Source organism: Paenibacillus radicis (ex Xue et al. 2023), assembly GCF_024722015.1.
In the GTDB taxonomy this organism is placed as follows: domain Bacteria; phylum Bacillota; class Bacilli; order Paenibacillales; family NBRC-103111; genus Paenibacillus_S.
In genome coordinates this window covers 75,529-96,837 of record NZ_JANQBD010000016.1, presented here as the reverse complement: position 1 = coordinate 96,837, position 21,309 = coordinate 75,529, and the positions used below count along the sequence as shown (strand labels likewise).

The 21,309-nt window shown below is 45.9% G+C and carries 18 protein-coding genes; 3 read left to right on the top strand and 15 right to left on the bottom strand.

Annotated elements, in window-relative coordinates; translation table 11 throughout:
• Positions 1–146: 146 nt before the first annotated feature.
• The 12 genes from NV381_RS21415 to NV381_RS21360 all read right to left on the bottom strand — a co-directional run bounded on the left by NV381_RS21415 (position 147) and on the right by NV381_RS21360 (position 14,320).
• The gene (locus NV381_RS21415) at positions 147–1,256 is read right to left on the bottom strand and encodes a type I phosphomannose isomerase catalytic subunit (RefSeq protein ID WP_258215321.1); all 1,110 of its coding nucleotides are present in this window, start codon (positions 1,254–1,256) and stop codon (positions 147–149) included.
• A gap of 136 nt (positions 1,257–1,392) precedes the next feature.
• Positions 1,393–1,881 (bottom strand): hypothetical protein, encoded by a 489-nt coding sequence (locus NV381_RS21410; protein ID WP_258215320.1) that lies wholly within the window; start codon positions 1,879–1,881, stop codon positions 1,393–1,395.
• A gap of 14 nt (positions 1,882–1,895) precedes the next feature.
• Positions 1,896–2,681, bottom strand: a complete 786-nt coding sequence (locus NV381_RS21405) for a hypothetical protein (RefSeq protein ID WP_258215319.1) — start codon at positions 2,679–2,681, stop codon at positions 1,896–1,898.
• 865 nt (positions 2,682–3,546) lie between these two features.
• On the bottom strand, positions 3,547–5,013 hold the full coding sequence (locus NV381_RS21400) for an HD-GYP domain-containing protein (protein WP_258215318.1): 1,467 nt from the start codon (positions 5,011–5,013) through the stop codon (positions 3,547–3,549).
• Positions 5,014–5,196: 183 nt separating this feature from the next.
• Positions 5,197–6,132, bottom strand: a complete 936-nt coding sequence (locus NV381_RS21395; protein WP_258215317.1) for a DMT family transporter — start codon at positions 6,130–6,132, stop codon at positions 5,197–5,199.
• Positions 6,133–6,573: 441 nt separating this feature from the next.
• Positions 6,574–7,188 (bottom strand): PH domain-containing protein, encoded by a 615-nt coding sequence (locus tag NV381_RS21390; RefSeq protein WP_258215316.1) that lies wholly within the window; start codon positions 7,186–7,188, stop codon positions 6,574–6,576.
• Between the two features lie 78 nt (positions 7,189–7,266).
• On the bottom strand, positions 7,267–8,823 hold the full coding sequence (locus NV381_RS21385) for a glycoside hydrolase family 28 protein (protein ID WP_258215315.1): 1,557 nt from the start codon (positions 8,821–8,823) through the stop codon (positions 7,267–7,269).
• 65 nt (positions 8,824–8,888) lie between these two features.
• Complete coding sequence (locus NV381_RS21380; protein WP_258215314.1) at positions 8,889–9,557, bottom strand: hypothetical protein; 669 nt, start codon at positions 9,555–9,557, stop codon at positions 8,889–8,891.
• Between the two features lie 84 nt (positions 9,558–9,641).
• Positions 9,642–11,030 carry a sulfatase-like hydrolase/transferase gene (locus NV381_RS21375; RefSeq protein WP_258215313.1) on the bottom strand — a complete coding sequence of 463 codons (1,389 nt, stop codon included), beginning with the start codon at positions 11,028–11,030 and terminating at the stop codon, positions 9,642–9,644.
• A 76-nt stretch (positions 11,031–11,106) separates the two neighbouring features.
• Positions 11,107–11,997, bottom strand: coding sequence for a carbohydrate ABC transporter permease (locus tag NV381_RS21370; RefSeq protein ID WP_258215312.1), 891 nt, complete (start codon positions 11,995–11,997; stop codon positions 11,107–11,109).
• Positions 11,997–12,890: a carbohydrate ABC transporter permease gene (locus NV381_RS21365; RefSeq protein WP_258215311.1), complete on the bottom strand. Its 894-nt coding sequence runs from the start codon at positions 12,888–12,890 to the stop codon at positions 11,997–11,999. The genes NV381_RS21370 and NV381_RS21365 overlap by 1 nt, the downstream gene beginning before the upstream one ends.
• An 86-nt stretch (positions 12,891–12,976) precedes the next feature.
• Positions 12,977–14,320, bottom strand: coding sequence for an ABC transporter substrate-binding protein (locus NV381_RS21360; protein ID WP_258215310.1), 1,344 nt, complete (start codon positions 14,318–14,320; stop codon positions 12,977–12,979).
• 217 nt (positions 14,321–14,537) lie between these two features.
• On the opposite strand from NV381_RS21360, the gene NV381_RS21355 reads away from it, so the two are divergent.
• Both NV381_RS21355 and NV381_RS21350 read left to right on the top strand, forming a co-directional pair.
• Complete coding sequence (locus NV381_RS21355) at positions 14,538–15,311, top strand: response regulator transcription factor (RefSeq protein WP_258215309.1); 774 nt, start codon at positions 14,538–14,540, stop codon at positions 15,309–15,311.
• Positions 15,217–17,106: a sensor histidine kinase gene (locus tag NV381_RS21350; protein WP_258215308.1), complete on the top strand. Its 1,890-nt coding sequence runs from the start codon at positions 15,217–15,219 to the stop codon at positions 17,104–17,106. The genes NV381_RS21355 and NV381_RS21350 overlap by 95 nt, the downstream gene beginning before the upstream one ends.
• Before the next feature lie 106 nt (positions 17,107–17,212).
• Here the strand turns inward: NV381_RS21350 and add are convergent, their stop codons facing one another.
• Positions 17,213–18,247, bottom strand: coding sequence for an adenosine deaminase (gene add, locus NV381_RS21345; protein ID WP_258215307.1), 1,035 nt, complete (start codon positions 18,245–18,247; stop codon positions 17,213–17,215).
• A 235-nt stretch (positions 18,248–18,482) separates the two neighbouring features.
• Here add and NV381_RS21340 point away from each other — a divergent pair, with 235 nt between their 5' ends.
• Positions 18,483–20,135, top strand: coding sequence for a stalk domain-containing protein (locus tag NV381_RS21340; RefSeq protein ID WP_258215306.1), 1,653 nt, complete (start codon positions 18,483–18,485; stop codon positions 20,133–20,135).
• A 56-nt stretch (positions 20,136–20,191) separates the two neighbouring features.
• Here NV381_RS21340 and NV381_RS21335 read toward each other — a convergent pair whose 3' ends face one another.
• Together NV381_RS21335 and NV381_RS21330 are read right to left on the bottom strand one after the other, a co-directional pair.
• Positions 20,192–20,677 carry a CBO0543 family protein gene (locus NV381_RS21335; protein ID WP_258215305.1) on the bottom strand — a complete coding sequence of 162 codons (486 nt, stop codon included), beginning with the start codon at positions 20,675–20,677 and terminating at the stop codon, positions 20,192–20,194.
• A complete protein-coding gene (locus tag NV381_RS21330; protein ID WP_258215304.1) occupies positions 20,664–21,158 on the bottom strand; it encodes a CBO0543 family protein in 495 nt (164 codons plus the stop codon). The genes NV381_RS21335 and NV381_RS21330 overlap by 14 nt, the downstream gene beginning before the upstream one ends.
• Positions 21,159–21,309: the final 151 nt, after the last annotated feature.

Genomic DNA, 21,309 nt, shown 5'->3' with positions numbered 1-21,309 from the left:
GTTTTTTTATAATATCAGACTATAAGTTTTCAGCGGAGCTGAAGAAGTCTGATATTGCAAGAAAAGCCACCGCTAATACACGAATGTATCTTCATCGAATGGGCTTCGATCAGAAGCTTTTCTTATAGATGCATTCCCCCTTCGTTTCACTCGGGAGGATAACATAACACAACTTTCAGCTTGTCAGCGCCATCGCTGTTCCATGACAACGCATTCAAACCTGCCGGCATAAAAATTTCGTCAGACTGGTTAATAGACATCTCTCCATCAGCCCAACTTACGGAGCCTGACCCGGAAATGACAATAGCGATTCCAAATACGCCGCTGCCTTCAGTTGAAAAACAGCCAGTGACTTCGATTGTATGCATGCGGAAGCGGTCTGTGCTTTCTTTTCCGATCAGAACCAGCTCCTTGCCGTCTTCGCTCTCTCTCAGTAATGCAGGTGACTTCTTCCATTTGCTTCTGGCGTTCTCGTAGGAGTGCGATTCATAGTGGAAGCAATCGAGCATGCGTTCGATTCCAATACCTTGATGACAAGCCAAGTCTGGAACACTATTGCCCTTGGGGGTAGTTCTTTCTACACGCAGAGTAAGGTCCGTAGGCTCCTGGATCTCGATTAGAAAGCAGCCGCTTCCAATAGCATGAGGAATGCCGCCCTCAACCAGAAACACATCGCCTTCCTGAACAGGGATACGATGGAGCGCGTCGATCATACCGTCAATATCCTGTCGTTCAAAAAGCTCCCGCCAGCTTTCTTTCGTCACTCCAGGCTTAAATCCGAATAAAACATAAGGCTCCTCACCGTCGATAGCTCTTCCACCCATCACATACCATGCTTCTGTTTTGCCAAACTGAGATTCAAACTGCTCCATTGCAAATGCTCTATCCGGGTGTACCTGTATCGTCAGTCTCTCAGATGCGTCCAGCACTTTGACCAGCAATGCGGTTTGCGCGCCGTATTTAGCAACATGTGATTTACCCAGAAAGCCTTGGGGATCAGATAAAATTAAATCAAGCAGCGGCATGGTCTCCCCATTATCCAAGCTTACTAGGCTCAAACCCTCCTTAATGTGCTCCCTGCCCACATTCTTGGCTACTACAGTGGATGCCACCCACTCCTCCGGAAAGCTCGTGTCCTCTGCTTGGAGTGAACCTTGCCATTCTTCCAGAAATTTACCTCCAGAGTAGGTTCTCCACACCCTATTTTTGAGCAATTTAAAGGGTTCTCCACTTAATGGACGGCCGCTGGAACTCATACAATATTTCACCGCTCTCTTTTAAAATAATAAAATAAATGATTACGTGAATAACAGAACAAGCTTCTCCACTACTATACCTCGATTGAAAATAAAATTGCCAGTTAAAAAACATATAGTAGCAGCGTTTTACTGGTTATTGTATAGGTTCCGGCTGAGCGGATTGGTCGGCGATGGATCCGACGGTAAGTGCCTTGTACTGCCAGAGTACCTTGCACACCTCCAAATGTTTGGCAGTGGTGCATCGGATAATTACGGTTACTTCGGGAAGTTTGCTTGCCTTTAAGCGCTTTGCTTGACTCCTTGGTACAATATATAAACGATAGATGCCGAAGCCCGCTCCAAATCCACCTACTGCAGCCATAAGTCCCCAGATAAGCGGCCCCCATTCCAAAATGAATCCATAGGTCGACCCCAAAACACCACATGCTGTAGCGCAAGCCATTCCAACTTCAAATGCTTTATGAGCTTGTTCGGATGCCTCAGAGGCAAAAGCAAATGATTTGTTCGGAAAAGCATCCATAGGAACAGCCAAAATATGACTGCTATCGATACCATTCTTCTCAAGAACAGCCAGGGCCTGCTCCAATTCAACGGAATGCTCGAAGGTGCTTACGATTAACATATAATCTTCCTGCCTTAATGAAAAATTGTACTGCTATCGGTAAATCCATAACGTTCCGCAAGAAATTGTCTCTGCTCGATGCGAAACAAACGATTGTGTTCGACCGCACTTATATAAGCATGGTAGATAGAACCTCCGAGTATTGAAGGCATGAAAAGCAGCCAGTGAGGATGTAAAATAGCTGTTGATTCACGGATTCGGCCATGCATCATCATAATCACCGCCTCATGCGCATGAGACAGCCCTATATATATGCAGTATGAGAACATAGCATAAAAAGCCAGCCCAAACCGGTGATTATAGAGCTGACCAAGCCCGGGGAAAAAAAAAGAACTGAACGCTGCGGATAGCGGACTTTTCTTCTCCAAATATTGAATACCCAAAGGCCGTATGATAAATCCATCGATTCGTGCATTCTCCATTTCAGCTAATTCACAAAGCTTATTCGCTTCTACCGTTGAACGGTAGCTGTCCCAAATTGAAAATAAGTAAATTAGCATATAAGCGAATACCCATTGGGGATTAATAATAGCCTTTGCCATTTTAAAATCACCGCAAAATGAATACAGCATAGCCTCATTAATATGGGCAAACGAATTGATAAACAGTTCCCACAGTGTTAATAAGCAAGCACGTGCATATTGGTTAAGTAGAAAGTGCCCAAAACCAGGAAATGCGGCTGACCACCATGCGACCATTAAAGGATTTTTACGGTAAAGATGCGTCACACCATATTGGCTAAGATGGGATAGAGGTCTGCGTGGTACAGAAGACTCTCGTTTACGTCTGTTCAGAATCAACGGCTCCTTCCACCTATACAGCTGCCGATTAGGAAGTGAATAATTAAAGCTGTTAAAGGTCCTTATTTTGTCTTCTTTGCTGGTCTACTACTTTTGATTAGTATGGCGATAATTTACCTAATTGATGCATATATTCCCAGCGGGCCGAAGCAACTTTTGGGTACTTACATAAAGCAACATTGCCCCAAAAGAGCGATACAACCTCAGCTGCTTAATCAGATGATGTTAGGTAAACCGATGCATCAACGAATGTCTTGAGTTGCCAAAATCATAGATAACAAAAAAAGCGCCTTGCGGCGTCCTTGGTGTACCTTTACGTTTGTGCGTTTAGGAGGGATGGATGTGGGATTTCCGGCCGCTGTTGAAGTCGTGTTCCTTTGAATTTATGTTTTATAGCGGTAGGAACCCGAACTTCAACGGTAGGTTGCATACCCGAGCAGTCACCAGAGGTGACGACCAGGGTGGACGCTATCACACCTCCATCCCACACCCATGTCCTCATCCCCTTTAGCGCTGCCAATCATTCACTTAAGGAAGTGAGGTGCGCTATTTCCTTGTTTTAGCGTTATTAATCGAGTGAAACGGAACTAGGATCACTTATTTATTTAAAATATCGCATTTCCGTCTATGAAAGTCGGAATAACGAATCGTAGTTCCGCAACTTCATGAAATGGGATGGGTTTTCAATCAATAGAGCATTGACGTTCCGTTCGTCAACGGCATTCATGTCCATATGCTGGATGAAAATGACATATAAATTCTCTGCCAAAAAAAAGACTGTCGCAGAATTCCGACAGTCCTTGTAAAATGAATTAAATACCCACACCAACTATGTACGATTTCAATAGTCCCTACTAAGCTCTCACTAGGATACATTGGCATCTTCAGAAGCAGCCGGGCGCAAATAATTGCTTTTGTTATCGCTAATCATATGCAGCGGATAACGGTACACTTGTGGATCACGATCGCATATCCGCTTCCAAGCATCTACGCAGGCTGAATCAAAATGAGTATTGCTATGCTCGTTAAGAAAGTCGATGGCTTCCGTATGCGTCCAAGCCTTACGATACGAACGGGTAGAAGTGAGGGCATCGTATACGTCCGATACGGCCACGATTCTTGCCAACAAGGGGATTTGCTCCCCCTTAAGACGATCAGGATAGCCCGTGCCGTCCCATTTTTCGTGATGTGAACGAATAATCTCAAGCTCTTCTTTCATAAATCCGAGCGTCCTGCACATTTCGTAGCCCTTGCGCGGGTGCTGCTCAATAATCGCCCGTTCATCCGGCGTAAGCCGTCCCGGTTTATTAAGAATCGCGTCCGGGATATTGATTTTGCCTACATCATGTACAATGGTGCCTTGTGATAGTGCGCGAAGCTGTTCGGGTGACAGCTGCATTTCTTCCCCCAGCCTTAAGGCATACAGAGTGACTCTCAGGTTATGACCCGCGGTATAGGTGTCCTTCACCTCAGTTGCCAAGACCAAGGCTCTCACACTTGGGGACAGGCAGCTGGTAATCCGCTCCAACGGATCATTGGTGAATAGGGCTCGGACAGACATGGTTAAAGACCGGCTCACCCCATATTGCTTCCATAACCCAGCCAGCATTACGATCATAGATGCCAGTAAGAGCAGGTGGTAAAGCCACCAGCTGAGCCGCCAGGTTTCACCCAAGACAATAATGAACTGAGCAACAATAAGCCATCCGCAGCTATAAATAATAGCGGTTTGAAGTGGGAAGCGAGAGAATCGATACGATTGAAAATACCGGTACATTGTCATCGAATTGAGCACAACAATAACTCCGGTAGCTACCCATCTCAAGGGATTACGATCCAGAGGAATTAAATCGAGCATATGAGGGAACAGCAGTCCAGTGATACCAATAAGACCAAGAACAACAGTCCAAACCGGTATTAAATTGCCTTTCCAGCGCGATAACCACAAAATTAACAACGAATCGGATGATAAAGAAGACATCCATAACCAGAAGGTGGCAAGCAAAAGGCTTACCTGTGAGGCAACACCCGGCAAATGGGATGCATGTATTAGAAAGTTTGGAGTGGATAACCCGTGAACGGAGAATACTTCAGCCAACGAAATGAATGCCAGCGATAAAAAGCATACTTTGATGTTTCGCACACGGTTTCCCGATATCCCTACAGCAATAGCAATTATAGTAGACAGAATGGCAACCAAGCTGACAATGTAAAAATGCCCTCTAGGCAGCGATAGCAGAATATCAAGATTAGGATGCGCTTTCAAATATTCAAATAAAAGATAAGGTGCTACAATTGCTGCTGCTGGGCCTATTACATCTCTAATTTTCATGAATACAACGCCCTCCCTATTTATGAACGTGCCTTCTATCGTTTTGATTAAACAAAACCAGCTTCGTTGCTGTGGATTCTAAACAAGAATGGGTCATTAGCCCCAAATCCTTTTCAGTGTACCACATAATAGGGATGCAGAAAATGAAGGTATTTTTATTAATGGATAAAATAATGTCGTATATTACGAATGAGCGGACTCAGCCGCCTTAACAGGAAGCTCCCGACCTCTCGGCTTCAACGTTCCAATCACAATACCAACTGTCGTAAGCGTAAAAGCTGCCACATGAATCCAGCCGATTCGCTCATTCAGAAAAATAACTCCTCCAACCATACTTGCAAAAGGCATAGCATTAATAAACATCGCGGTGCGGTTAGCTCCTAGTCGCTTGATACCATGATTCCAGCCTAATGTACCGAGTGAGGAAGCCCCCCAGGCTGACAGAAGCATAACTAGCCATGCTGCCGTCGTAAACTGCACATCTGCATACGAAGCAGGTCCCATAACTGCAACAGTGCCCAGATTCAGCATAATTCCCCCAATGATAGTAGAATAAGCAGTGACTACAAGGGTTGGAATCGTAGAGGAGGAAATTTTCTTAATAAGCAGACCCCCTATCACGTAGGCCAGCATCGAAAGAAACATGATCATATCTCCCCAGCCGGAAACAGCAAGCGAGCTGTCTGCAGACTTGGATGTAACCACCAATATCACACCCGAAAAACCAAACAATATACCTAAACCTAATTTATAATTGAACTTTTCACCGACAAAAATAGATGCCAACAGCGCTGTAGTAAGCGGATTTAATCCAAGTATGAGGGAAGCATTAGTTGCTGTAGTCGTAGTAACTCCATATGCCAAAAAAAGCTGATGAAAGAAAATCGATGTGACGCCTATCAAAGACAGCATTAGCCATTCCTTGGCATTCGGCTTATAGAAGCCGTACTTTTTCCATACAAATGGAAGCAGTGCAAGACCCGCCAAGGGCATCCTTATAGCGGCGACCATCATAGGTGAGATGGATGCTGTAAGATACTTGACCATTACAATATTTAAACCCCAAGAGATTACGACCAGAGCTAGAATTAAATAAATTGTTTTTTCCGACTTGATCAAGCTTATGCACTCCCATATTCTTGTTGTCTATGACACAAATCCCTATCATACCACGCTGCAGGAAATTTCGGTAGGGCAGTAATTGTAATTCAATTTTTGCGAGCCTCCACTCATCCCCATTTTCTACAAGTGGAAGCACTGACTACATCTAGCAACATACATTTCGATCTCAGAAGCTGAATCCGCAAGGAAATCAGGTGTGCTGGTGAGTAGCAGAGCTGCATCTACGAAATGAAGGACAATAGCGAAAGCACTTGTTCCTCTATCACCTGAAAAGCACAAAAAGCAGAGGTATAACGGAACAGCTAGTTCCTTTATGCCCTCTGTTTTGGCGCTTAGTGCCATAGTCATGGAGTACGTTTAATGATCCTATGCTCTCATGTAAGTAAGGTAAGGTGTGCACTCTTCATTCCAATGCAGGACGTGGCTTTTTCTTATATTTTAATTGTTAATATAACGTTCAAACACAAAACCAAAGTCCTTGACATGGTATTGCTTCCGAGTATCCGTAAGCCAAGAGAACGTAGCTTGATTCAATTCCTTGAACTGCTCCGTTATATTGCCTTGATATTTAGTGATTTGGCTCAATACTCCAGAAGCGGTATCCAAGCTTTCCTTAGCATGGGCTAAGCTAATTTCATTTTCACGGGATATTTCGGCAATTTTGATGAGTGCTTTGTACAGGTCTTTGATTTCTTCGAGATGTTTTTTGTGAACATCAATGGAATACGCAATAGAGCCTAATGTAAATTTAATTTCCACATCCAAGTCGATGGTACCTGCGGTCTCAAGGCTTACATCGGAAAGATGGTAGGAGCTGTAGCTGTAACGGCGAAGCGAACGCTTTTTACTAATAGCACTCGTACCATCCAGATGAATCAGAGCTTGGTTGGTGAAGCAATATTCATCCGATTTAGACTTAATGAGGAAAAAAATCTTCTCACCATCTTCATGCATGACATAATCATCAGAATCCACCTTGTCGTAATTTTCCCGTTTAATCACACTGCCTAAATCACTCAATCCTAAAATATCCGCCGCCACTTTGCCAAACATGGTATCATCCCTCTCATGACATTTAGCATTCTCCTATATTCTACCATGTCAAAGGTATCCCACAACTAAAATTTCTGATTACTGAGGCATCCGATTAGCAGCGGCAAAATATTCCGGCTCTGACCCGTCCATAAAGCAAACAGCGCTCTCCGCCTTGGAGAAATCATTTCCGACTACAAACAATTGGTCAGGATTTACCTGCTCCAATGACAGGAAGGCGCCTGTTCCTTCTTCAGCTTTGCAGCCTTCTACAGACAGCTCTCTGACTTCTTTTAATTCGACTGCCGAGCTGCCAGGCTGTGCAGGTCCACCGCGGAAACCCTTAAGCGATAACCGATCAATGCTTTCTCCAGAAAAAGCATGAGACCAATGCTGGTTCGGCACACCAGCCCAGACAACCTCGATACCATCGAACGATACATTTTTGGCATACCGGCAAAACACAGCCGGAACATCGTGCTTGAATACTCCGCGGATCGACGGCTGAGTATCAAATAAACCTCCCGGGTATCCGCTTTTACGGCGCATGATCAGCTTGAGACCACGAATAGAAATGTCCTCGATAACACTGTCCTCGGACCCCTCCAGATAAATGCCGCCTTCACTTTCCACGCTCAAATGATCAATCCGGATGTTTCGAATGGTTCCCGGGGCCGCATGCTTCTCACTACGCCGTTCAGCGGTAATAAATATCGGCTCGCTTTTGCCCCACCATCTAAGCGGCCTTGCGATCTCAGCTTCATCGCTGAACAGCCTCGTTTCAATCACAGTGTTCGAGAATAAAATGTTCTCAACGGTCGCGCCATCCCGGACCCATATTCCGAGTCCCCGGTTGGAATCGCGAATGACGCAATTTTGCACCACTATATTGCGGATATCCGCATGAGTTTCGGTGCCTATTTTCACAGCGGAATCATGGGTGGTCAACGTACAGTTGGTTATCGTAATGTTCTCGCAGGGCCCGTAGCGTTCGGCACCATACTGGGTCGTTTTTACTACAATACAGTCGTCTCCGGTCTCGATGTGGCAATCCGAAATATGGACGTCCTTGCAGCAATCGGGATCAATACCGTCATTATTGGGGGCACGCAGCTGGCCCATAATCTTAATCCCTTGAATCGTAACTCGTTGGCATCCCGTCATATGAAGTCCCCATGAGGAAGCTCTATGCAGAGTAACATCCCGGAACAGCACATCGGTACAGCCTTCAAAATCAATCATTTTGGGGCGAAAAGCCGATATCGGCAGCAGTACATAATCGCCATCCTGTTTCTCCGGCTCCAGGAACAATTCACCTCGGCCGTTAATCATCCCCATCCCTGTGACGGAGATCCGCTCGGCATGCCGGGCGCAGAGCAGCGCGCTGCTTCCTTGGCCTTCGCTAAGCGCCTGTCCATCGGAATCGACCGGTACGAAGTCCTGCTCCTCCAGGCTGCTCACGATGATAGCCGCTGCATCCAAATGAAGATTCACATTGGATTTTAATAGCAAAGTTCCGGATAAGAATTGGCCTTGCGGTATAAGTACGGTGCCCCCGCCTTGCAATGCACAGTGATCGATTGCAGCTTGAATGCTTTTTGTATCCTTGGTGACTGCATCCCCTACAGCTCCAAAATCGCGAATATTGATAAACAACGCTGGACATCTCCTTTTACACAAGCTTGCTTCCCCTATATTTCAAGCATTCTCCTTGTAGCTGCCTATTTTTTCTTAAGCGCTTCATCTCCACAATAAATCGTGAATACTTCATCAATCGGCTTAAAATACAAATGTCCGTCCTCCCATGGCTGGAAATGCAGATCCATCCTGGAGTCATTCCAATTCACCGGAGTGCCGGAGGTGCTCAGCTTCTTGGGGAGAACCGGGTCCTCAATAACTTTGGGAAACTCCTGATAGCCGAACAACAGATTTTCATGAATCGCTATAATTTCATACTTATCCCCTAGAAATGCCCGCTCCTCCTGCAGCTGATAATGATAATAGATGTAGCTGCTGATCATCTCAGGCTTCAGATGAGCCACTCTGCCCACACGTCGTTCAACCGATTCCTTACGAAGCCAGTGATCATAACTTGCCGGTTCGTTAAAATGAAATACGTCTGTCATAAGAATCCATTTTCTCATCTGCTGTGTCCCCGGCCAGTCCTCCAAATGCTCCTGCAAGCCGCCAAACATGTCCTCAGGGGCGATGTCCCGCCCGATGCATTCATAATATAAAAACAGATTTCTCATCCACTTGTAGCAGCCGATGGTCATGATGGCCCCATCACGAACAAGCTCGCGAGCATCCTCTTGCAATTCAGCCAGCCGCAATAGACCTGCTTCTTCGTGCCCGTTTCTCAGCTGGGTCCGGAACATGAATCTTTTCATACTCGTGCTCTCCTTATTGGATCATTTCTTTATTTGTCCGAACATAATCCATTCTGCACGCGGGCGGAAGTCCTCCCACAACGACTACAGCTCAATTTCCTCAGGCAGTACAAGACGCTGCCCAGAAGGCTTCATCGGAAGCGGTACAATAGCTGGAGCTTCCTCCCCCGCCTCAGTCATACGGGAGATCAGACGCTCCCTAAGCCGTATTCTTACCGCTTCATGCGACTCCGAATCTACCAGGTTCGACAGCTCGTAAGGATCCGCCATGAGATCGTATAAAAATTCCTCCACATACTCAGAGGAGCCTGCATCTTTGATTGGATTCCGCTCAGGAGCCGTCACGCCGTACTTCCATCTGCCTGTACGGATGGCACGTGCCACCTGCGATTCGCTGATCTGCACGAACACCTCCCGCGGCCACTCTGTCTCAGCGGCGCCATTCGAGCTTCCGCCGCGAAGCAGCGGAAGCAGGGAACGCCCTTGCATCTGCTGCGGCACAGCAATGCCAGCGGCATCCAGCAGTGTGGGCGGAAGGTCGATGAGACTGACCAGCTCCCGCACGCTTCCTCCGTCGCTGAACCCAGGGCCGGTAAAGGCCATCGGCACACGAATGGAGCTTTCATGGCAGGAGCGCTTGTACTCGCTGTTGCGAGTTTTAAAGTGACAGCCATGATCCGAGGTAAAGGCGATAATCGTATTATCAGCAAGATTAAGGCTTTTCAGCGCGTCCATCAAGCGGCCGAGCGCTTCATCAAGGCGTTTGACCATCCCATAGTAGCCATCCAGATGCTGGTGCGCCGTACCCCCTAGTGCAGCAAGATCAGGCGGTACATACCGACCTGTATAGCTGCCCCGATACGCATCCGGCGAAGGATAATCATCCCGATGATTCTGATGGTGAGGCTCCAAATAGGAAATAAACAGGAAAAACGGACGCTCTTTCCCGCGCTGATCTGCGACATACCGGATTGCCGCGTCAGTCAAGGCGTCAACTCGGTAGCCGGGCAGCTCTACCCGCTCATTCTCTTCGTTATACAGCACTGTCCGGTAAGCATCCGAGGTATGCTCCAGGGAATCGGCCGCAAGCCAGCGCTGATAGCCTCCCCGCTTCTCTACCGGCACCGGCTCTGTCCGTGTATTCGCCAAATGCCATTTGCCCATATAGGCGGTCTCGTATCCTGAATCGTTAAAAGCGCGAGCAATAGTGCCCGCATCCTCGCGCATTGGAATTCCGTTGGTGAAGCAGCCCGTTTCCGTTGCATATAATCCGGTTTGCAGGCATGAACGTGCCGGACCGCAAACCGGCTGGCAGGTGAATGCATAAGGCACATGAGTTCCGTTCATGGCCATACGATCCAGGTTCGGGGTCAAATTCAGCGGATTGCCGTGAAGCCCCATCGTATCCCACCGCTGCTGGTCTGTAAAAAATACAATTACATTCGGCTGCTTCTTCGTTTTTCCATTACTCATTATGCTTCACCTTTACCTTTCCCCAAATAATCCTGAGAAGTCAATTGTCCCCTCAGACCTATCACTTCAATGTTCCTTATCCCTTAATACCTGTAGTTGCAATTCCTTCTACAAAATACCGCTGAGAGAAGAAAAACAGCAATACCGGCGGAAGTACAGCGAGAACCGACATCGCCATAATCTGATTCCACTCCACCGTGCCTCCCGTCGAGTCTATGGACATGCGCAGGGCAAGCGAAATCGGAAACTTTTTGACGCTGTTGATAAAAATTAACGAGTTAAAGAAATCATTCCATGTCCATATGAATTGAAAAATTGCGGCCGACATAAGTGCAGGAAAGCTTAACGGCAGCAAAATGCGGAACAAAATACCCGGAGGGCTGCAGCCGTCCATAACCGCCGATTCATCGAGTTCCTTAGGCAGCCCACGAAGAAACTGCACTAGCATAAAGATAAAGAAAGGAAAGCAGCCGAAGGCAGCCGGAACAATAAATGGTAAATAGCTGTCAAGCCAGTCCAGGTTGCGGAAGATCAAATACCTTGGAATAATGATAACCGAATGCGGCAGCATCAACGTTGATATCATTAGAATAAACATAAAGTTGCGCAGAGGAAATGTAAAGCGTGCAAAGCCATAAGCAACAAGCACACTGGATAAGACCGTAAAGAACGCGGTTGGCACAACAAGCAGAAACGTATTTTTAAAGAACGTCCCATATGAATACTGCCCCGTCCCCGCCCAACCTTTGGCATAGGAATCCCATACGAAATGTTGCGGCAGCAGCTGCAAGGAGCCGAACAGATCCGCATTGGTTTTGAAGGAGCTGAAGAACAACCATATCAACGGATACACCATCACCCAGCCTAACAGCAGCAGAAACAGATGAGTCATCCACTTTTTATTCATAACCATTTGTTTACGTTTCTTAGTTATCTCAGGGAAAGCTGAAGGTGTCGGCATGCTCATTAGTTTTTCCCCCCATCTTCATAGTGCACCCATGATCTGGCCGAACGGAATATCAGCAGAGTCAGCAATAGGATGATTGCGAATAAAAACCAGGATAATGCGGAAGCGTATCCCATCTTCATGTTGAGGAAAGCCTCGTCGTATATTTTTAATCCGAGCAGGTAGGTCGCTTTCAACGGACCTCCGTTCGTTACAACGAAGGCAGCAGTAAACTCCTGCAGCGCATTAATTGTTTGCATCACTAAATTAAAAAGAATGATCGGAGTTAAGAGCGGAAGCGTGATCTGCCTGAACATTCGCAGCTTGCCTGCCCCATCAACCATGGCCGCCTCATAAAGCTCCCCTGGGATTTGCTTTAAGCCGGCCAAGAAAAGGACCATGGAGGATCCGAACTGCCAAACCACCAGCAAGCTGATGGTGCCTAGAGCTACAGTCGGGCTTCCCAACCAGTTGATCGGCGGAATATGTAAATAACCAAGTACGTTATTAACTACTCCTTCTTTCATAAAAAGGAAGCGCCATAGAATAGAGATGGCCACACTGCCGCCCAGAATTGAAGGCAAATAATAAATAGTACGGTAGAAATTGACCGCTTTGCTTTTCATATTTAAAATAACAGCAATTAGTAAGGCAAAAGCCAGCTTCGCTGGAACTGCAATAATGGAGTATATGAGCGTAACATTCAATGAAGGCAGAAAGTCCTTATCTGTCGTCAGCATTTTGCTGTAGTTGGCCAAGCCAATAAACTTACCCGGCTTCACAACCGTGGCATCGGTAAAAGAGTAATAGAAAGAAAGCAAAAGCGGATAGAGCTGAAACCAAATAAAGCCAATAATCCACGGAGACACAAATAGCAAACCCCACCATGCATGCGCACTCGTTATCTTTTTCAAGTCGGTTTATCCTTTCCTTTACATCTTTTAAAAAGAGTGACGCCCGAATCAGGCGGCACTCTCTGTAACTTTATAACCATGTACAATTATGATTTCAGTTCCTTCAGCTTCGCGTTGAACCCTTTGAGAATTTCGTCCGCTGCCTGCTCAGGCGTTGCTTTGTTATAGATCAGCTTCTGAATCGAGTCCTTCACAATCTGTGCCAGCTCTGCATTGGTGCTTATCACATTAGGCGCTACCGCCTTCTTCTTCGCTGCCAAATCCAAGCCCTTGGAAATGTCCGGATTCAGCTTGCCGGAATCCTCCAACGCTTTGCGGGCGGTTGACGAAGCCGGTATTCCACGTTGTGTAGTTAAGAGCATCGAAGCGTCTTTATCATTGACAAGCCAGTTTAAAAATTTCGCGGCTTCTTCCTTGTTCTTGCTATCTTTGGCAATGGCGAAGCCTGTTCCCGCCACCATCGGGTTGCCGGACTGCGCGGCTCCCGGATTTTCCGGGAAAGCTCCTACGCCGATCTTGGCGTTAGGTACCGCCTGCTTATATTTATCCAACGACTGCACATAATCGAGCAGCATGCCGATCTCACCTTTGACCCACTTCGGATTCTGCTCCATCTTGCCGACGAAAGCCGTACTGTCGCCGAAAGGCTCCATCGCGCCGCTGCTGTACAAATTCGACAGATAAGTCAGACCCTCTGTCAGCTGAGCTTTGTCAAAGCCTGCTGTAAAGTCATCGTTGACCCAGCCCTTGCCGGATTTTTGCATGATATACGGTTGCAGAATAACTTTATTAATAACATCAATATCCGCTGTCAGCAGGTATGCATTCTTATCCTTTTCATGAATCTTTTTGCCTTCCTCGATGATCTTATCCCAGGTCCAGACCGTATCGGCTGGGATGCCAAACTTTTGAAGAAAGTCTTGATTCGTTATGGTTGTAGAAGCAAACATCCCTGCCGGAGCCATAATCTGCCGATCCTTATAGGAGCCGAATGCTTTCAGCGTATCAGCTGGCAGCGTGGACATATCCACAATATTTTTCACTGTATTCAAATCAAGCAAAAAGTCGCTCAAATCCAAGGTCCACTCATAGGTGTACTGGAACAAGTCAGGAGCTGTTTTACCCGCGAACTGGGTTGACAGCTTTTTGTTATATCCATCAAAGCCCATATATTCGGCTTCAATCTTCACATGTGGATTCAATTTCATATAGGCATCGATGGCAGCCAAAGTAGCCTTGTGCCTCGGATCATTCCCCCACCAGGCAAAACGGAGCGTCGTTTGTTTGGCTTCCGCCTTTGTATCCGTTTTCGTTTCTCCTGCTGTTGAGCTGTTTGTATTCCCCGCTGTACCCGAGCCTCCCGAGCAAGCAGTCAACCAAGCCATCGACAGCAGAAGCATTCCTGCTACTAAACGCGGTTTTTTTATCATCTTACATCCCCCAATACGTTTATTTTTACTGGCGCCTCTAACAAAGTAACACGATTCATCTATAGAAAAAAGGGTCGTTCCTTATGTAAAGCGCTTCCAGATTCCTGTTTATTTGGGAAAAGGTATCATTTCTTTAGAAAATACCTTTGTTTTCTCTTTTAAAAAGTCCGTTTACTTTTGTTTTTTGAATTTTGTATAATGATAGAGGGTGATAACTATGTATAAGCTATTGGTTGTTGATGATGAAGCGGAAACCAGGAGTACCTTATGCAGCTGTTTTCCTTGGGAGCAGCTAGGTTTCAGGGTCGAGGCAGAACGCAGCAATGGAATGGAAGCACTTAAATATATCCTTCAGCAGCCTGTTGATGTATTGCTTTGTGATATTAAAATGCCTGTGATGAATGGGATCGAGCTGGCCAAAGAAATTGCGAACCGCAAGCTTCCCATCCGAATCGTTCTGCTCAGTGGTCTGCGCGATTTTGAATATGCACGTCAAGCTATCAACTGCGGCGTTAGCCACTATTTAGTGAAGCCTGCCAAATTCAATGATATTTTCACAGTCTTAACCGAGTTGAAAATAGAGCTGGATCAGGAAGCCAAGCATTCAAACTCGGATATGCCGCTGGAGCATAATGAGTTAATTCTGGAAGGGCAGGATGATCCTGTTATCCAAAAAATAATCAGCTTCATCGAAATGGAATATCGGACCGTAACCTTGGAGGAGTCCGCCAAGCATGTGCATATGAATCCTACTTATGTCAGCGCCTACTTTAAGAAGATGACAGGCTGCAAATTTTCTGAATATGTCCAATCTGTCAAAATGAAAAAAGCAGCCGTTCTGTTAAAGGACCGCCGCTTTAAAGCCTTTGAGGTTAGTGAAATGGTGGGGTATGCGAATGCGAAAAATTTTATCCGGTCTTTCAAGCAGTTTTATGGCAAAACGCCGGGGCAATATCGGCATGAAGGGCACTTTCCAGCTTCCCCTCATTGATTCGGCTTTGCGGCGCAAGTTTTTCGTCAGTCATTTAATGAGGATTTTAATTCCTTGCTTTATCCCTTTGTTTATATTAGGGACCTTAACTATTGTTATTACTAATCAATATATCCGCTACAATGTAGAGCAGAGCAATGCTAACCAATTAAACCAATTAAACGAGCTTGCGCAGGTGATATCCTCGGAGCTGGATTCCTTAAGCCTTTCTTTTGATAAAGATCCTAAAATTACATTGAAGCTGAAAAGTCTTCTGTCGGCACCCTCCTTTTCTTACGAAGATATGGAAGCGCTATTCTACTTAAAAAACGTACTGGATGTGCCTGCTAACTCGAAGCCGTTTATTCACTCCATATCTGTGTATTATGAAAATCCGTATAACCGGGTGTTAAGCTCGCGCGATGGACTTACCCAAATTAATCGTTCCGATGATACCTCATGGTTTGAGCGTTACAGCGACCTCCGTTCTCGCAAGGAAGAGATGATTACTGAGGTCAGGAAAATCGATGCTTATGGGTTTGACCATCAATCCAATCATCTCGTGACTATTTACAAGCCGTTCTCCTACGGATATCCCGGTTATCATAAAGGGCTGATCATCATGAATGTTCTCCCTTCCTACTTTGAAGCATTGTTCGATTATTTCAACGAATTGCCTGGGCGGTATTTCTATATTGCGGACAAAGACGGAGAGCCCATTATGAAATCCAGCGGCTTCACCCAGTATATTCCCCTTCCGTTAAGAGAGGGCAGCCAAGATGGGAATGCGTCACTTAGCCGATTTGAATATGCGGATAACCTGATTAACGTGAAGCAGGTTCCCCGTCTGCAGTGGAATCTGATTTCTGTCGTGCCCAAGGATTCCTTGTACAGCTTGCCGCGCACGATCGTGTATATGACAGTCATCTTATCCTTGTTCTCACTGCTGCTAAGCTCCGTGTATGCTCTGTGGATCACTCGGAGAAATTATCGGCAAATTGTACAAATCGCGAGTATACTGGAATCTGCAGACCGTCCCGCACAGCCTATGCCGGATATTCCATCCAAAATCAATGATGTATACGAGTGGATCATCAAATCGATTTTGGAAACATTTCTAGAGCACAAGTATGTAAAAATCCAGCTCTCCGAACGGAAAGCAAAGATGGAACTGCTGGAGCTTAAAGCTTTACAGTCGCAAATGAATCCGCATTTTCTTTATAACACTCTGCATTCTATATATTGGAAAACACTTCAACTGACAGGCGGCCCTAACGATGCTTGCCGAATGATCGAACAGCTAAGCGATCTTATGGAGTATGCCGTGCGTTCCAAAGATGACCTGGTTCCATTAAATATGGAAATAGCTCATGTCCAAAGCTTCATCGACATTCAACACTCCCGGTTCCCAGGCAGGTTCGATGTACTATGGGATATTCAAGAGGGAGCCGAGGCTTGCCACGTAATTAAAATCAGTCTCCAGCCGCTTATTGAGAACAGTATCCACTATGGCTTGGAGAGCCGCGAATTCCTGCGGATTAAGGTGAAATGCCGCTTGAAAGGAACCACCCTGCAAGTGACCATTCTTGACAACGGAACGGGTATACCGAAGGAGCGGCTTGAGCAAATCCGCGCATCCTTCCTGTCAGAGTCGATGCAGTCCGATCATGTCGGACTTTCTAACACGAGCAAGCGGCTATCCCTGCAGTACGGACCAGCTTCGCTGCTGCGCATCCTTAGCAAGCCCGGGTGCGCCACGAGCATCACTCTTACGTACCCGCAGCAGGCCATCGCGGCTAACAATGCAGTAAATTAAATAAACCTGACCCTATTAGCGGCCAGGTTTATTTAATTAGGAACGAGGAGCTGTCGATGGGAAGGTGAACTAAGAAGCCCACTGGAATTAAGCCTATTTGTTCGCACTACAGCTCTCCTATCAGCTGCTCGAACTCCAGCCTGAGCGATCGCTTCTCATTGGCTTCCAGGAAGGAAGCTTCCACTCCATTCATTACGAGTGTAATAAGATCAGGCACGGTGAAGCCGAACTTTTCAGTAATAATCCTGTATTCCTCCGTAATATTCGTGCCGGATACAGTCGGATTGTCTGTATTAATAGTCAATACCAAGCCTTGGTCGAAGTACTGTCTAATTGGATAGGCATCCCAATCGCTCACTGCCTTCGTCTGTATATTACTGACCGGGCATAATTCGAGAGGGATTCTTCTCTCTTTAATAATATCCATAATAGCCGGATTCTCCTGCACCCTTACCCCATGTCCAATTCTCACGGCCCCCAGATGGGTGATCGCTTCGTATATATTGCCTGGGCCCGCCGCCTCTCCGGCATGGATCGTTATTGGAATATCCAACCTCCTTGCCAGCGCAAAGGTTCCGCGGAAATTTTCCGCAGGATAAGAAGCTTCATCTCCTGCCAAATCGACAGCTACGAGACCGTTGCCGATGTAATTCACCGCGGCCTCAATAACTTCCTTGTTAGCCTGCTCCGAATGGTTCCTCATACATATGGCAATCACACGAGCTTTGACACCAAACCTTCGCTCCCCCTGCTTCAAGCCTTCAATGACCCAATAGATCGCCTCATCTACAGTCAGTCCTTTGTTTCTATGAAGCTGGGGTGCGAATCTCACCTCGATATACTTGCAATAGTGTCCGGCCGATTGCTCAACAGCCTCATAAGCGACCCTCCGCAAAGCATCAGCCGTTTGTAGAAAAGGAACTGTAAAATCAAATTTACTTAAATACTGTGTAAGACTGCTGCAATTCTCAGCCACTTGCAAATAAGGAAGGAGCCGCTCCTTGTCGCTAACCGGAAGCGAAATACCTTGCTCCTCTGCGAGGATCATAATCGTTTCGGGCTTCACACAGCCGTCCAGGTGTAAATGAAGATCAACCTTGGGGATTTTTTGCATAACATCTGTAATTCTGTCATATAACATTGACTTCCCCTCCCTTAGTTCATATCCAATTTGCGTTTGATCCTCATGCCTAAAATTATATTTTATCCACTGTACATTTATGTTATGTAAATGTCAATATAAATGACACACAATTCACAAGTTGACCTTGAACAACCATTGGAAACATTTTAAAGAAGGAATTCACGCGCCTTTTGTTGAAATTTAGTGTATGTTTAAAGACAGGGGTCAATAAATAAGTGAGGAGATTAGATCAATGAACCGAGCCAGACGTTTAAGCCATTATTTGTTGCTGTTTCCATTAACGCTCCTGATTTGGTGCGCCAGCCTTGCACTTCCGGCACAACAAGCAGATGCGTTCTCTTATAGCTATGAGGGAGTTCCCAAACAAACCGTTGGCGTCACAAAGCCGACTCTTTCCTTTTATTTCAAAAGCGATACGAATACCCAGCCTTCATCGTACTCCATGTATTTGAACGGTCAAAGCGTGGCGGTATCCTATGATGCTGTAAATTCTATATTTACTCATACTCCATCCAAAGATCTGGCACCTGGTCCTTATACCGTTCGGATCGCTATCAAGTTTGCAGGTTATGAGACTTTAGAGAAATCATGGACCTTCAATGTCGCCAAGGATGCGATCAAGCAATTTGCTGCCGCCACACCGGATCAACTGAGCACACTTACTATAATTAATGATTACCGGGTCCTTCACGGACTCCCAGCTTTTAATTTCAACGAACAGCTGAGCGCAAGTGCCACTGCTCATTCCAATTATTTGGACATTAACAAGGTTAAGCAGAGCCAAGCAAGCCAAGAAAGTCTTCATACCCAAGACTCTGACAAAACCGCCTTTATTGGCATAACACCACTGGAACGTGCTGCTTATTTTGGGTTTACTAAGGCAGTGGGTGAAGATGCAGCTTATATAACCGGTACTAATGATGAAGCTATCGATGCCTTATTCGATGCTCCTTACCATAGAAATCCTTTTTTGAACCCTTATATAAAAGAAGTGGGAATTGGTAAAACGGGCAATTATACCATCATAGAATTCGGGCTCGAACCCGATGCAGGCCCACAGCTTGTCGTCTCTCCTGCGGAAGGAGACCGCTATGTACCAACAACCTTTGAGGGCAATGAATCTCCTGACCCGTTGAGCATTCATCCGAACGAAGCTTTCCCTGTCGGATACCCGATCATGGCCCAGTATTACGGCTCTTCAGTAAAAAATGTCAAGCTGATCAGCTCGGAGCTGCTGGATAGCAAGAAGCAGCCTGTGGAAACTCTTGTAAATACGCCAGATAACGATAAAAATTTAGACAATGCCGTTATAATAATGCCGCGCAAGCCGCTCCTGGCCGATTCGAGGTATTATGTAAAGCTGAAGCTGCAGGTAACCAAGAAGGACGGAAGTACGGTAACTGAAGATAAAGAGTGGGATTTCTCAACAGAGCCCGCTTACCAGGTCGGCAAAAAGAAGCTGCATCAAAATGCGGCGAATTACAAAAAGTATTTCGTTTCAGTAGCCCCTATGATGCGCACAGCCAGCTTCGGGCTCGATAGCAGCAGCTATCAGGTGGATGGCATTAGCTTCCCAATGAAAAGAACTCCTGTTATCACTGAAGGTTTCTCTTATCTGTATATCCGCGATCTTGCAGCGGCCCTGGGAGCCAGCGTGGATTGGGATGAAGCCCAACGCGCGGCTGTCTATACGAAAGGAAGCTTGAAGGTTACGCTGTATACAACGAAAGATTCTTATATGGTAAATGGGGAGGTTCGTTCAACAACAACGCCTGCCAGGCTGATTGGGGAAAATACTATGGTGCCGGTTCGACTGCTAGCCGAAGTGCTGGGGGCAAAAGTGGATTATATCGAACCGACGCGTACGGTAAATATTACGTACTAATTAATAACAGCTACTATTCCTTAAGTTCTCTTTCAAGTCCCCAATGGGGACTTTTTTTACAGAGGCTTAACCTTCCCCGCTCCTTTTGTAAACCAGACATAAAACCAATAGGACCCTTGTAGGGTAAGCAGTACACTTACCCATGTATACAACCAATTCCAATGTATATATTCAACAAGATCCGTATAGGCTTCGATAATAATTTCCATACCCGTTAACACGCTGGCATACAAGAGAACATAGCCTAATCGTAATCCGGCTCCCCTGTCAGATGGATAATGCAAATTATAAATAATACTGATGACCGGCAACGCAAAAAATTCATATGTAAAACTAGTGTTCGTCCCATCTGCCATAAACCGGCTCGGGTACTCGATTAGCCCAAGCTGCACGACAAATAAACCTAGTAACCATGTAGGCAGCTGCATAATAAAGAAGCTAATCCATGCTTCTCGGTATTTCTTCTTTGGAACAAAAAACAGGAGAAGTAACGCAGAAACCACCCAAACCGCGGCTTCTAATAAACGATTAATATCCCGCATCGTCTAAACCCCTGTCTGGAAAATGCTGTTTGAACATCCAGGCCACAAACCATCTGCATGCAAGTAATCCAATGAATAATATCAAGAACTGCTTAACTGGATTCCAATTCAAATGATTCTCTATATTTGTATACGCGGACATTATATAATCCCAGAAAGCCGCAGTCCCAGCGTATGCGAATGTATAAAAAAACTGCTTCACCCTGCCAATACGAGGAAAATATTGATTAAACAGAACGCTAAGAGATGGATAAATAAAATATCCTGTCACAAAGTTTTGGTGTGTCGCGCCGGGAAACAAGCGTACAGGATACTCCACCAGATGGGAATTCACCAGTGTAATGCCCACACTCCACGTGATCGTTTGCATAGCCAAAAAACCAACCCAAACCTTGCGAATATCCCGCCAATCTACGAATTTGTAGAGCAGCGATATCATTATTGCACACCATATGACGTTCCAGGCCCACACTGCCGCCATCCTGTTCACCCCGATTCTACTTTAGAATTACCAAGTGACGGATGGCGTATTCCTTGCAACAAAAACTCGGGCAACCGGATGAGTCTAATTAGGCACCCTATAGTGATAGTGAAAATACGCGGCAATTTTTAGAAAAACCGTCAGGAATGAA

What these genes read in the sequence shown, in the direction of transcription:
- NV381_RS21415 (WP_258215321.1), bottom strand. Translation starts at nt 1,256, where the DNA reads ATGAGTTCCAGCGGCCGTCCATTAAGTGGAGAACCCTTTAAATTGCTC.
- NV381_RS21410 (WP_258215320.1), bottom strand. Translation starts at nt 1,881, where the DNA reads ATGTTAATCGTAAGCACCTTCGAGCATTCCGTTGAATTGGAGCAGGCC.
- NV381_RS21400 (WP_258215318.1), bottom strand. Translation starts at nt 5,013, where the DNA reads ATGAAAATTAGAGATGTAATAGGCCCAGCAGCAGCAATTGTAGCACCT.
- NV381_RS21390 (WP_258215316.1), bottom strand. Translation starts at nt 7,188, where the DNA reads ATGTTTGGCAAAGTGGCGGCGGATATTTTAGGATTGAGTGATTTAGGC.
- NV381_RS21380 (WP_258215314.1), bottom strand. Translation starts at nt 9,557, where the DNA reads ATGAAAAGATTCATGTTCCGGACCCAGCTGAGAAACGGGCACGAAGAA.
- NV381_RS21375 (WP_258215313.1), bottom strand. Translation starts at nt 11,030, where the DNA reads ATGAGTAATGGAAAAACGAAGAAGCAGCCGAATGTAATTGTATTTTTT.
- NV381_RS21370 (WP_258215312.1), bottom strand. Translation starts at nt 11,997, where the DNA reads ATGAGCATGCCGACACCTTCAGCTTTCCCTGAGATAACTAAGAAACGT.
- NV381_RS21360 (WP_258215310.1), bottom strand. Translation starts at nt 14,320, where the DNA reads ATGATAAAAAAACCGCGTTTAGTAGCAGGAATGCTTCTGCTGTCGATG.
- NV381_RS21355 (WP_258215309.1), top strand. Translation starts at nt 14,538, where the DNA reads ATGTATAAGCTATTGGTTGTTGATGATGAAGCGGAAACCAGGAGTACC.
- NV381_RS21350 (WP_258215308.1), top strand. Translation starts at nt 15,217, where the DNA reads ATGCGAAAAATTTTATCCGGTCTTTCAAGCAGTTTTATGGCAAAACGC.
- add (WP_258215307.1), bottom strand. Translation starts at nt 18,247, where the DNA reads ATGTTATATGACAGAATTACAGATGTTATGCAAAAAATCCCCAAGGTT.
- NV381_RS21340 (WP_258215306.1), top strand. Translation starts at nt 18,483, where the DNA reads ATGAACCGAGCCAGACGTTTAAGCCATTATTTGTTGCTGTTTCCATTA.
- NV381_RS21335 (WP_258215305.1), bottom strand. Translation starts at nt 20,677, where the DNA reads ATGCGGGATATTAATCGTTTATTAGAAGCCGCGGTTTGGGTGGTTTCT.
- NV381_RS21330 (WP_258215304.1), bottom strand. Translation starts at nt 21,158, where the DNA reads ATGGCGGCAGTGTGGGCCTGGAACGTCATATGGTGTGCAATAATGATA.